The following is a 12657-nucleotide window of genomic DNA, read 5'->3' as shown; positions in this document are numbered from 1 at the left end:
CTCACCATGTCCAGACATCGCAAACTGACCGACGCCGACGTGACGCCGGAATCCCTTTTCTACCAGCGCCGCAAGGTGCTGAAGGCTCTGGGCCTGAGCGCTGCCGCCCTGAGCCTGCCCGCAGGCGCACGCGCCGATGTATTGAACTGGTTTAGCCGTAAACCGGCAAACACCGCCCCGCCCGGCAAGCCGCTGACCTTTAGCCAGGCGCCAGACTGGCACCCGGCGCTGACGCTCACACCTGAGGATAAAGTCACCGGTTACAATAACTTCTATGAGTTCGGGCTCGATAAAGCTGACCCGGCGGCCAAGGCCGGGGGCCTGAAAACCGAAGGCTGGCAGTTACGTATTGACGGCGAAGTGGCCAAACCGATGACGCTGGATATCGACGATATTCGCCGCCGTTTCCCGCTGGAAGAACGTATTTATCGCTTTCGCTGCGTTGAAGCCTGGTCGATGGTTATCCCGTGGGTCGGCGTTGAACTGGCGCAGTTGATCAAACTGGCCGAACCGACCGCAAATGCCCGCTATGTGGCCTTCCAGACGCTGCACGACCCACAGCAAATGCCCGGCCAGCAAGATACCTTTATCGGCGGCGGGCTGGATTACCCTTATGTTGAGGGGCTGCGTCTGGACGAAGCCATGCACCCGTTAACCTTACTGGCGGTAGGCGTCTACGGCAAAACCCTGCCACCGCAAAACGGTGCGCCGATACGGCTGGTCACACCGTGGAAATATGGCTTTAAAAACATCAAATCCATCGTGCATATTCGGTTAACGCAGCAACAACCCCCCTCAACCTGGAATTTAACTGCGCCCAACGAGTACGGGTTTTACGCTAACGTTAACCCCGGCGTCGATCACCCGCGCTGGTCACAAGCCAGTGAGCGGGTGATTGGCGCAGGCGGTCTGCTGGACGTGCAGCGCCAGCCAACGTTGCTGTTTAACGGCTATGCCGATCGGGTTGCCTCACTCTATCAGGGCATGAATTTGCGGGAATGGTTCTGATGATGCGCCTGTCTGCACGCCATATCACGGCACTCAAAGTCTTGCTGCATCTGGCGGCCCTGCTGCCGCTTTTCTGGCTGGTACTGGCAGGCAGTCAGGGAGCATTGAGCGCCGATCCAGCGAAAGATATCCAGCATTTTACCGGCGACATGGCGCTAAAGCTGCTGCTGGCAACGCTGACGGTGACGCCGCTGGCGCGCTACGGCAAACAACCGTTACTGATTCGTTGCCGCCGCCTGCTGGGGTTGTGGTGTTTTGCCTGGGCCAGCTTGCACCTGCTGAGCTATACCTTGCTGGAATTGGGTATCCATCATCTCGACTTGCTGGGAAAAGAGGTGATATCGCGGCCTTATTTAACATTGGGTATGGTGTGCTGGCTTATCCTGCTCATTCTGAGCGCTACCTCGACGCGTTCAGCGCAGCAACGGCTGGGAACACGCTGGCAAACATTACATAACTGGATTTATCTGGTCGCCATCTTCGCCCCGCTTCATTATCTTTGGTCGGTCAAGACGCTGTCGCCGTTACCCATTATCTATGCCTTAGTTGCCGTCATATTGCTGCTTTTTCGCTACAAAAAACTGCAACAGTGGCGACGATGGCCTTTATCGAACGGCAGAAAATCGCCCCGCTAACGGGGCGATTTGGTAAAATTTTGTCAATCCAGCGTGGTCAACTCCGCAGATAAGACCAGTATTTCGCTGCCAACTGCTACGATATGGCTATAATGTTCACACCCCGCACCCAGCGCGGGAGATTTTCGCCCGGCAAAGGGTGACAAACGAATAGCTTCGCGCTATGTTGTGCGCCACTGAGCCAATCGCGGGAGATAGCAGCACAATGGCAGATAAGTTCCACATTTTGCTCCTTAACGGCCCCAACCTGAATTTACTGGGCACCCGTGAGCCGGACAAATACGGTCATACAACATTACCTGTTCTGGTTAGCGAACTGGAACAGGCAGCCGCGGCGCTGAATGTGCGGTTATCTCATCGCCAGTCGAATGCGGAACATGAGCTGATTGATAGCATTCATCACGCCCGAGGCAACACCGATTTTATTCTGATAAACCCGGCGGCCTTTACGCACACCAGTGTCGCACTACGAGATGCGTTGCTGGCGGTGGCCATCCCGTTTATCGAGATCCATCTGACCAACGTGCACGCGCGTGAGCCCTTTCGCCACCACTCCTACTTGTCTGATGTAGCGGTGGGTGTCATCTGCGGACTGGGTACAGACGGATACCACTATGGTTTACAGGCGGCGGTCAAACGACTGTCAACGTCCCACTAACCATTTCCAATTAAACAAGAGTACGGAACCCCATTCATGGATATTCGTAAAATCAAAAAACTGATCGAACTGGTTGAAGAATCCGGCATCGCCGAACTGGAAATCTCCGAAGGTGAAGAGTCAGTACGTATCAGCCGCGCCCCGGCCGTTGCCAGCTACCCTGTTATGCAGCAAGCCTATGCGCCCATGCCGCAAATGGCCCCGGCTCCAGCCCCTGCCGCCGCTCCTGCCGCTGTTGCAGAAGCCCCGGCAGCCGTCAGCGGTCATGTGGTGCGCTCACCGATGGTGGGAACCTTCTATCGCACACCAAGCCCGGATGCCAAACCGTTTATCGAGATAGGCCAGCAGGTCAAAGTCGGCGACACCCTGTGCATCGTTGAAGCAATGAAAATGATGAACCAGATAGAAGCCGATAAAGCCGGCGTGGTGAAAGCCATTCTGGTTGAAAGCGGCCAGCCGGTTGAATTTGACGAGCCACTGGTTGTCATCGAATAACGAGGCTTACCATGCTAGATAAAATTGTCATCGCTAACCGAGGTGAGATTGCGCTGCGTATTTTGCGTGCCTGTAAAGAACTGGGCATCAAAACCGTTGCGGTGCATTCCACAGCGGATCGCGACCTGAAACACGTATTGCTGGCGGATGAAACCGTGTGTATCGGCCCGGCACAGTCTGCGAAAAGCTATCTGAATATTCCGGCGATTATCGCCGCCGCAGAGATTACCGGTGCCGTGGCTATCCACCCCGGTTACGGCTTCTTGTCGGAAAATGCGGATTTCGCCGAACAGGTTGAGCGCTCAGGTTTCATTTTCATTGGCCCGCGCGCCGACACCATTCGCCTGATGGGCGACAAAGTATCGGCCATCAGCGCCATGAAAAAAGCCGGTGTTCCCTGCGTACCGGGCTCTGACGGCCCGCTGGGCGACGACATGGACAAGAACCGTGCCATCGGCAAGCGCATCGGTTATCCGGTGATTATCAAAGCTTCAGGCGGCGGCGGCGGCCGCGGTATGCGCGTGGTGCGTAGCGAAAAAGAGCTGGAACAGTCTATCGCCATGACCCGTGCCGAAGCCAAGGCCGCGTTCAACAACGATATGGTCTACATGGAAAAATACCTGGAAAACCCACGTCATGTGGAGATTCAGGTACTGGCTGACGGCCAGGGCAATGCCATTTATCTGGCAGAGCGTGATTGTTCCATGCAGCGCCGCCACCAGAAAGTGGTGGAAGAAGCCCCCGCACCGGGTATCACATCCGATCTGCGCCGTTACATCGGTGAACGCTGTGCCAAGGCGTGTGTTGATATCAACTACCGTGGCGCAGGCACTTTCGAGTTCCTGTTTGAGAACGGCGAGTTCTATTTTATTGAAATGAACACCCGTATTCAGGTTGAGCACCCGGTCACCGAGATGATAACCGGCGTTGACCTGATTAAGGAACAGCTGCGTATCGCCGCCGGTCAGCCGCTGTCGATTAAGCAGGAAGAAGTGAAGGTACGCGGCCATGCGGTGGAATGCCGTATCAACGCCGAAGACCCGAACACCTTCATGCCGAGCCCTGGTAAAATCACCCGCTTCCATGCGCCAGGTGGTTTTGGCGTGCGCTGGGAATCGCACATTTATGCCGGTTACACCGTGCCGCCGCATTACGATTCCATGATAGGTAAGCTGATTACCTACGGTGAAAGCCGCGATATCGCCATTTCCCGCATGAAAAATGCGCTGGCAGAACTGATTATTGATGGCATCAAAACCAATGTGGAATTGCAGATGCGCATCATGACCGACGAAAACTTCCAGCATGGTGGCACCAACATCCACTATCTGGAGAAAAAGCTCGGCCTACAGTAATCTCTTTGCGTTACCAAACGGGCCGGCAGTTGCCGGCCCGTTTTCGTTTCCTGCCAGTTTTCCTTTCAGGGCTGCTTTTCTGAGCCGAAGCAGGGATTTTTCGCTGGGCAATTGGCCGACATGCCGTAAAATCCCCTGTTTTGTGTCATCCCTCTGCGTGCGCTGGGATGTCGTCAAGCCATGCGGCTTTTTCCACCCACAGAGAGAAACCGCTGCCGGATTAAAGGGGAAATCATGGATAACCGCTTTGCTCAGGCCCACCGCGAAGCCCGTTGGTCACTGATACTGACGCTGGCCTATCTGGTGGCCTGGATACTCTTTGCCTATCTGCCGGACAACCTTCCTGGCCCAACGGGCCTGCCTCACTGGTTCGAGCTGGCCTGTCTGGCACTGCCGATGTTGTTTATCGGCCTGTGCTGGCTGATGGTGCGTGTCATCTTCCGCGATATCGCACTGGAGAGCCACGATGCAAACTGATGTGATTCTGCCGCTGATAGCCTACCTGATATTGGTATTTGGCCTGTCGGTGTACGCCTGGCGCAAGCGTCAGCAGGGCAGCTTTCTCAATGAATATTTTCTTGGCAGCCGCTCAATGGGCGGGTTTGTGCTGGCCATGACGCTGATTGGCACCTATGTCAGCGCCAGTTCGTTTATCGGCGGCCCCGGTGCGGCCTACAAATACGGGCTGGGCTGGGTCTTGCTGGCGATGATTCAGGTGCCGACCATGCTGTTGTCACTGAGTATTCTCGGCAAAAAATTCGCCATTCTGGCCCGCCGCTATAACGCGATTACCCTCAATGACATGCTCTACGCCCGTTATGGCAGCCGCCTGCTGGTGTGGTTTGCCAGCCTGAGCCTGCTGGTGGCGTTTATCGGCGCGATGGCGGTGCAGTTCATCGGCGGCGCGCGGCTGCTGGAAACCGTCGCCCATGTCCCTTACAGCATCGGCCTGCTGATTTTTGGTATCACCATTGCGCTCTACACCGCCTTTGGCGGCTTTCGCGCCAGCGTACTGAACGATGCGCTGCAAGGCATCGTGATGCTGATTGGCACGGTACTGCTGCTGGCAGGCGTGATTTATGCCGCCGGGGGACTACCGGCCGCGGTGAGCAAACTGGCGCAGATCAACCCCGCGCTGGTCGATCCGCACGGCGCAAACCAGATCCTCTCTGCGCCATTCATGACTTCATTCTGGCTGCTGGTGTGCTTTGGCGTAATTGGCCTGCCGAATACCGCCGTGCGTTGCATTTCCTATCGTGACAGCAAAGCGCTGCATCGCGGCATCCTGATTGGCACCGTCGTCATCAGTGTGCTGATGCTGGGGATGCATCTGGCCGGGGCATTGGGTCGCGCCATCCTGCCCAATCTCACCATTGCCGATCAGGTGTTGCCGGAGCTGATGCTCACCGTACTGCCGCCGCTGGCGGCAGGGATTTTCCTGGCTGCACCAACCGCGGCGATTATGTCGAACATTAACGCCCATTTGTTGCAGGCGTCAGCCACCATCGTCAAAGATCTCTACCTGAGCGTGTATCCGCACAAGATGAACCATGAGCGCCATATTCGCCGTCTCTCCAGCATGACGACGCTACTGCTCGGCTTACTGGTGTTGCTGGCCTCCTGGCGGCCACCCGAGATGATAATCTGGCTGAACCTGCTGGCATTCGGCGGGCTGGAAGCGGTCTTTCTCTGGCCGCTGGTGCTGGGCCTGTACTGGGAGCGCGCCAACGCCACCGGCGCACTGTGCTCAATGTTCGGCGGCGCTATCAGCTACACCCTGCTTGCCAGCTTCAGCATTCAACTGGCCGGGTTTCACCCGATTGTGCCATCGCTGCTGTTAAGCCTGGTGGCGTTTATTGTCGGCAACCGGTTTGGGCACCAGAACGTGCCGGCGGTTGCCACCACTTCATCACATTAAAAAATTAAGACCAGAGGCCGCTATGCCGTGGATTCAACTGAAAATCAACACATCCGGCGCTCATGCCGAGCAACTGGGTGATGCGTTATCTGAAAGCGGTGCCGTCTCGGTGACGTTTCAGGATACACACGACACACCGGTGTTCGAGCCGCTGCCGGGCGAAACCCGCTTGTGGGGCGATACCGACGTTATCGGTTTGTATGATGCCGAAACCGACATGGCCGAGGTCATCGCCATGCTGGAGCAAGAGCCGCTGCTCGGCGCGGGTTTTCGCCACAGAATCGAGCAACTCGAAGACAAGGACTGGGAGCGGGAGTGGATGGAAAATTTCCACCCAATGCAGTTTGGCAAGCGGCTCTGGATTTGCCCGAGCTGGCGTGATGTGCCAGACCCGAGCGCGGTCAACGTGATGCTCGACCCCGGACTGGCGTTTGGTACCGGCACTCACCCAACGACGGCGCTATGCCTGCAATGGCTTGACGGGCTGGACCTGGCAGGCAAAACCATCATCGATTTCGGCTGTGGTTCCGGCATTCTCGCTATTGCGGCGCTGAAACTCGGTGCGGCCCGCGCTATCGGTATCGATATCGACCCGCAGGCCATTCAGGCCAGCCGCGATAACGCCCAGCGTAACGGTGTCTCTGAACGTCTGGAGCTGTATCTGCCAAAAGATCAGCCCACAGAGCTCTCGGCTGATGTAGTGGTCGCCAACATTCTCGCCGGCCCGCTGCGCGAACTGGCCCCACTGATTGGCGTGTTGCCCAGGGTCGGCGGCCACCTCGGCCTGTCGGGGATCCTGGCGTCACAGGCACAAAGCGTGGCACAAGCCTATGACGCGTTATTCCAGCTTGACCCTGTTGCAGAGAAAGAAGAGTGGTGCCGTATTACCGGAATACGCCGCTCCGTCTGACCCTTCAGCCGCCAGCCGGGACATCCGTTACCCGGCTGGCGGGCTTGAGATTCCGCTGTCTATTGCCGCTAATTCCCTCATCTATCACTGTTTTGCCCCCGAAAACGACATATTCAGGTGGATGTTTTGTTTCCCCGAAATGTTCATAAAAACGGCAACAAAAAATTAACTCATTGTAAATAAAGAAAAAATAAAATTCACTCAAAGACAAAGCAGCATTTCATTGATCTGTCACGCGCAATTGCTCAAAGTTTGGCCTTTCCTATCGCGTAAAAAATGCGTAATATACGCGCCCTTGCAGGCACAGTATGGTCACTCTTTGTCTATGTACATCGGACAATTTCAGCTTCCTAATCGTTTAATCGCCGCCCCGATGGCAGGCGTCAGCGATCGCCCGTTCAGGGCCCTCTGCTATGCGATGGGAGCGGGAATGACGGTTTCCGAGATGCTCTCTTCCAACCCGGAAGTGTGGCGTTCGGATAAGTCACGGCTGCGCATGGTACATAGCGATGAACCCGGTATTCGGGCGGTGCAGATTGCCGGTTGTGACCCGCAGGAGATGGCGGCTGCCGCCAGGATCAATGCGGAGAATGGCGCGCAGATAATCGACATCAACATGGGTTGCCCGGCTAAAAAGGTCAACCGTAAGATGGCGGGCTCGGCGCTGCTGCAATATCCGGCGTTAGTCAAAGAGATATTGACCACGGTGGTCAACGCGGTCGATGTACCGGTCACGCTGAAAATCCGTACCGGTTGGGCACCCGAACACCGTAATTGTGTTGAGATTGCCAAATTGGCTGAAGGCTGTGGCATTCAGGCGCTCACCATTCATGGACGCACGCGTGCGTGTCTGTTCAATGGTGAAGCGGAATACGACAGCATTCGGGCAGTTAAGCAGAGCGTTGCCATTCCGATTATTGCGAATGGCGACATTACTGACCCGCGCAAAGCCAGAGCGGTTCTTGATTACACCGGGGCTGATGCCCTGATGATAGGACGTGCCGCTCAGGGAAGACCCTGGATCTTTCGGGAAATCCAGCATTATCTGGACACAGGGGAGTTGCTGCCACCCCTGCCACTGGCAGAGGTCAAGCGCTTGTTGATAGGGCACATACGGGAACTGCACGACTTTTACGGTCAAGGCAAGGGATTTCGTATCGCACGTAAACACGTGTCCTGGTATCTCCAGGCGCACGCCCCAAACGACCAGTTTAGGCGCACATTCAACGCCATAGAGGACGCCAGCGCACAGCTGGAGGCGTTGGAGGCATATTTTGAAAATCTTGCGTAAACAGAAAAAGAGCTGACAGAACTATGTTCGAACAACGCGTGAATTCTGACGTACTGACCGTTTCCACTGTAAACTCTCAGGCTCAGGTAACCCAAAAACCCCTGCGCGACTCGGTTAAACAGGCACTGAAGAACTATTTCGCTCAACTGAATGGTCAGGACGTGAATGACCTCTATGAGCTGGTACTGGCTGAAGTAGAACAGCCGCTGTTGGACATGGTGATGCAGTACACCCGCGGTAACCAAACCCGCGCTGCCCTGATGATGGGTATCAACCGCGGTACGCTGCGTAAGAAACTGAAAAAATACGGCATGAACTGATAGTCGATTGCTGGTTCTTTGAAAAAAAGGCGCTCCCTTTAGGGGTAGCGCCTTTTTCTTCTTCAATTATTATAAACCCCTGACCATTTGATTATCCCATCCCTCATCATCTTGATTGAATGCGGCACGGGGCGATCACGGCTTTTTCCAACTGGCAAACCGTTCAGCGTCCATTAAGCTGGTTCAACTGACGGCAACGCTCACGTAATCCCTTAATCCCTTCGCGCCGCCACACAGCGAAAGCCGCACGCAAACAACGGAAAAATGATCCGTAATGCTTAACGCCATAGCAGCCAGCGCGCACGACATTTCGAGGTAACAATACGACATGCCGAATAGCGAGATAATGCTGTGACTCGGCAATAGCCTGCCAGTCCCCCCTGAGGAATCTGGCTAAAAAACGTAGCGGTTTTGTCAGTTGCCAGGAGTAAGAATTAACCACGAACTGAAATCGCCGCTCTTGTTCATGCAAAACGGTGCTCTGCCGCCGAATCTCGTCACTGAGCTCATTTACAGCCTGCTCACTGGATGACAACTGACTGGTTAACAAGGCGACATTCTCGCCCATCAACATAAATTGGTGCTCTTTCGCCGCCAATTGTTTTTTCAGGCTTGCTATCTCTTCTCCCATGACGTTCAGGGTGCACTCACGGGACGCAATATGTTGCTCTAATGATGATACAACCTGCTTATGCTGGCGTATTATCTCATCTTTAGAGCTCGCGAGCGCCTTCACATCGTTTATCAGTGACTCCAGTTGCACTTCTTTGGAGGCCAGTTGCTGCACCAGCGTATCACGGTGTGCTGCTGTCGAGGTCAGTTGCTGCACCAGCGTATCACGGTGTGCTTCTGTCGAGGTCAGTTGCTGCGCCAGCGTATCACGGTGTGCTGCTGTCGAGGTCAGTTGCTGCGCCAGCGTATCACGATGTGCTTCTGTCGAGGCCTGTTGCTGCGCCAGCGTATCACGGTGTGCTTCTGTCGAGGCCAGTTGCTGCGCCAGCGTATCACGGTGTGCTTCTGTCGAGGTCAGTTGCTGCACCAGCGTATCACGGTGTGCTTCTGTCGAGGCCAGTTGCTGCGCCAGCGTATCACGGTGTGCTTCTGTCGAGGCCAGTTGCTGCGCCAGCGTATCACGGTGTGCTTCTGTCGAGGTCAGTTGCTGCACCAGCGTATCACGGTGTGCTTCTGTCGAGGCCAGTTGCTGCGCCAGCGTATCACGGTGTGCTTCTGTCGAGGCCAGTTGCTGCGCCAGCGTATCACGGTGTGCTTCTGTCGAGGCCACGGTACCCTGCAAATTAGCGATAGTCTCAGCCTGAATATGCATCGCCTGTTTTACGCTATTGATCCCGGTTGGGTCATCAGGCAGGCAGCGTTCACCAAGTGCACTCTTTATGTCTGTCGTCCATTGCGCTTGCTGTTGCTCAAGCCCGATAAGCCGCTGTTCGTATACAAAAGATGTTCTTGACGCAGTGGCTGCTATGGCACCCACTAATTGCATGGAGTCTTCAATCGTAACAACGGAATAAATCTCTCTGACAGGCAAATCCATCGCACCAAGCTCATGAAAAGAATGGCTATCTAAGGCAACAAGTCTGGCGCTGCTTACACCCTGATCGTCAATATTGCGCGAGCGACTTAACCCTACGTAAATCACGCCATTTAGAATGCCAATGCCGCGAGGATATCCATCAAAACGGTACGAGCGAACCAGTTCACCCGATGGTGAGTACTCACGAATTTCCCTATCTTCAGAGCTGGCGACAAGGAGGTTATCGCCCATTTGCAGCAGACTATGCGGCTGAGACAATCCTTCAATAAGCCGCTCGCCGGTATAGAGATCCTGCACAAATCCGGCGCCAACGCTCTGGCCTTTATATTCTCGCGTGTGATGAAAATCGCCAAAAGCTGAAAATACGATCCGCTCTCCCCATGTGCCAAGGCAGTTCAAATGCATCGCATCATTTTCACCGGGGAAAACCCAGCGCTGCAACTCGGTACCGTCCGGCGAGAATTTAATCACTTCATTATTAGTCGTGCCGACCAGGTAATAATGCTGATGAATAGCCATCACATCATGGACGTCATCAAAAACTATTGATTTATCAACCTCAATAGCTTGTTGGCCACAGAAAGCCAACGAGGCGGGTTGTATCGCGCGTAATAACACGCCATTGGTGAAAAAAATACCGGTTGTATTGGTAGCATCCAATTTGTAATAGCTACCCTGATCTAGCAAAAACAGTCCTCCGCCATTAGGACAGGACACCAGAATATTAGAGAAAAGATTATTCATGGACTTTTACCTTTGCCACGTAGCCGAAATCAATCATCCCGGTTGCAAGATTGTTCTCTACGGGCATCACCCGAAATACCGCAGCGTCCACCAAACGATGCAGAACCGTCTCTTCCTCATCATGCATTCGTCCGAACACACCTGCATTCATGAAATAGGTGCCGGGGTTTAAGAGGCAATCAAAATCAAACGTCACGGTAATAGTTGTGCCTTGAACCACTACCGGGATCGTATCTGACTGTTGCGAAGACATTGCCCCTCCCAACGGTAAGCCTGAGATAGTGCGAATGACCATACCAAAGCGAACCTGAGCAACTGTGTGGGTAAAATGAACCTGATAAGTATATTGATAACGCCTGCGCCGTATCAGGTTGTTAACCCGCTCGCCGTCAAATGTGCGAATAACAGGTTCTTTAACATATGCCCCTCTTGAGGCGTACTCCATCGTCTGGTTAGACACCAGGTGAGGATCGAATGACTCTTGCATTGGTGAAGAACGCGACGCTAATTCAACATCCGTTTCACAATCATTGAGACTGTCTGAGGTATATTCTACTGGTGCAGTGACATCACTTACCGCCGCAGGGTCTTGTGTCACCGATATTGATTCAGCCGATCCGCCAGCATCAGCGGATGGCGGCATGTCCTGATACGACTGCACCATTTGCTTGATCTGCTCTCGAATCTGCGCTCGCTTGTCCGCTGGTGCATAGAGCAGCTTTTGGTAATTAATCACGGCGACCCGTGGTTTACCTTGCCATAATAATTCACCGGCATCCAGCAGCAATGCTCTGTCGCACAATTCCACCACTGCGCCAGCGGAATGGGAAACAAACAGGATCGTTGTTCCTTTCGCCTTAAGCTCTGCAATGCGTGAAAAACATTTGCGCTGAAACAACTCATCACCAACCGCCAAAGCTTCATCAACAACCAAAATTTGCGGCTCAACATTCACTGACACAGAGAATGCAAGGCGAACAACCATGCCGCTTGAATACGTTTTCACCGGTTGATCGATAAAATCGCCGATGTCGGCAAATGCCACTATGTCATCAAACCGTTGTTCAATTTCATCACGGCTTAGCCCTAGCAACGAACCGTTAAGATACACATTATCCCGACCGGTATATTCAGGGTTAAAACCAGACCCCAGTTCCAGCAACGCGGCAATGCGACCGTTCGTCATGATAGAACCTTGTGTTGGCGTCAGCGTGCCACAGATCATTTGCAGCAGGGTCGACTTACCTCCACCATTACGTCCAACGATCCCAATCGTCTCACCCTGCATTATTTCGAAAGAGACATTCTTCAACGCCCAAAACTCACTAAAATACTGCTTAGTGCTCCGATTCACCATTCTCCCTACGCGGGGAAAGAGGAACTGTTTAAGTCTATCTACAGGCTGTGAATAAACATTGTAACATTTACTGAGATTGTCGACCTTGATGGTAACATCGGAGGACATTGACGGACTCCTTGAACGCTATTTCTGAAACAACTGGGTGATGGCTATAGTTCAGAAACAAAAATTCAGCACGCATCTTTATCTCCATTAAGCCATGCACTGACAGTGGCACGCTATGATTGGAGTGCGAGCATAGCAAAACCCCCTACAGGGTGAAACGACAGTGTCATCTCTTGTTAGTCAAACCGCCAGCACTTCACTATATTCAACTCAGGTATAAGCCATATCTTTTACGTGCTTGGCAAACATCACGACATCACGTAAATTCGCAGCATTTCTGACTGATAAAAACCCTAACCACACTTGGCA

General features: G+C 53.8%; 12 protein-coding genes. 10 read left to right on the top strand and 2 right to left on the bottom strand.

Annotated features, from left to right (window positions below; translation table 11 throughout):
- Positions 1-6: 6 nt before the first annotated feature.
- From msrP to fis, 10 genes are all read left to right on the top strand, one after another.
- On the top strand, positions 7-1008 hold the full coding sequence (gene msrP, locus DAQ1742_RS01640) for a protein-methionine-sulfoxide reductase catalytic subunit MsrP (protein ID WP_035339391.1): 1002 nt from the start codon (positions 7-9) through the stop codon (positions 1006-1008).
- Positions 1009-1010: 2 nt separating this feature from the next.
- Positions 1011-1643: a protein-methionine-sulfoxide reductase heme-binding subunit MsrQ gene (msrQ, locus tag DAQ1742_RS01635; protein WP_051124177.1), complete on the top strand. Its 633-nt coding sequence runs from the start codon at positions 1011-1013 to the stop codon at positions 1641-1643.
- Positions 1644-1848: 205 nt separating this feature from the next.
- Positions 1849-2301 carry a type II 3-dehydroquinate dehydratase gene (aroQ, locus tag DAQ1742_RS01630; protein WP_035339389.1) on the top strand — a complete coding sequence of 151 codons (453 nt, stop codon included), beginning with the start codon at positions 1849-1851 and terminating at the stop codon, positions 2299-2301.
- Positions 2302-2337: 36 nt separating this feature from the next.
- Positions 2338-2796 (top strand): acetyl-CoA carboxylase biotin carboxyl carrier protein, encoded by a 459-nt coding sequence (gene accB, locus DAQ1742_RS01625; RefSeq protein WP_035339387.1) that lies wholly within the window; start codon positions 2338-2340, stop codon positions 2794-2796.
- An 11-nt stretch (positions 2797-2807) separates the two neighbouring features.
- Positions 2808-4151, top strand: coding sequence for an acetyl-CoA carboxylase biotin carboxylase subunit (gene accC / locus DAQ1742_RS01620; protein ID WP_035339385.1), 1344 nt, complete (start codon positions 2808-2810; stop codon positions 4149-4151).
- A 234-nt stretch (positions 4152-4385) separates the two neighbouring features.
- On the top strand, positions 4386-4628 hold the full coding sequence (locus tag DAQ1742_RS01615) for a YhdT family protein (protein ID WP_035339384.1): 243 nt from the start codon (positions 4386-4388) through the stop codon (positions 4626-4628).
- Positions 4618-6069: a sodium/pantothenate symporter gene (panF, locus tag DAQ1742_RS01610; RefSeq protein WP_035339382.1), complete on the top strand. Its 1452-nt coding sequence runs from the start codon at positions 4618-4620 to the stop codon at positions 6067-6069. The genes DAQ1742_RS01615 and panF overlap by 11 nt, the downstream gene beginning before the upstream one ends.
- 22 nt (positions 6070-6091) lie before the next feature.
- Positions 6092-6979, top strand: a complete 888-nt coding sequence (gene prmA, locus DAQ1742_RS01605; protein WP_035339380.1) for a 50S ribosomal protein L11 methyltransferase — start codon at positions 6092-6094, stop codon at positions 6977-6979.
- Between the two features lie 325 nt (positions 6980-7304).
- A complete protein-coding gene (dusB, locus tag DAQ1742_RS01600) occupies positions 7305-8270 on the top strand; it encodes a tRNA dihydrouridine synthase DusB (protein ID WP_035339378.1) in 966 nt (321 codons plus the stop codon).
- Between the two features lie 23 nt (positions 8271-8293).
- Positions 8294-8590, top strand: coding sequence for a DNA-binding transcriptional regulator Fis (gene fis / locus DAQ1742_RS01595; protein ID WP_012883002.1), 297 nt, complete (start codon positions 8294-8296; stop codon positions 8588-8590).
- Positions 8591-8753: 163 nt separating this feature from the next.
- On the opposite strand, the gene DAQ1742_RS01590 is transcribed toward fis, so the two are convergent.
- Together DAQ1742_RS01590 and DAQ1742_RS20675 are read right to left on the bottom strand one after the other, a co-directional pair.
- Complete coding sequence (locus DAQ1742_RS01590) at positions 8754-10883, bottom strand: DUF4915 domain-containing protein (RefSeq protein WP_180706215.1); 2130 nt, start codon at positions 10881-10883, stop codon at positions 8754-8756.
- The gene (locus tag DAQ1742_RS20675) at positions 10876-12348 is read right to left on the bottom strand and encodes an ABC transporter ATP-binding protein (RefSeq protein WP_035339372.1); all 1473 of its coding nucleotides are present in this window, start codon (positions 12346-12348) and stop codon (positions 10876-10878) included. Before DAQ1742_RS20675 ends, DAQ1742_RS01590 begins: the two co-directional genes overlap by 8 nt.
- Positions 12349-12657 lie beyond the last annotated feature (309 nt).

It is taken from the genome of Dickeya aquatica, from assembly GCF_900095885.1.
Lineage (GTDB): Bacteria > Pseudomonadota > Gammaproteobacteria > Enterobacterales > Enterobacteriaceae > Dickeya > Dickeya aquatica.
This window is presented reverse-complemented; position numbering and strand designations above follow the sequence as displayed.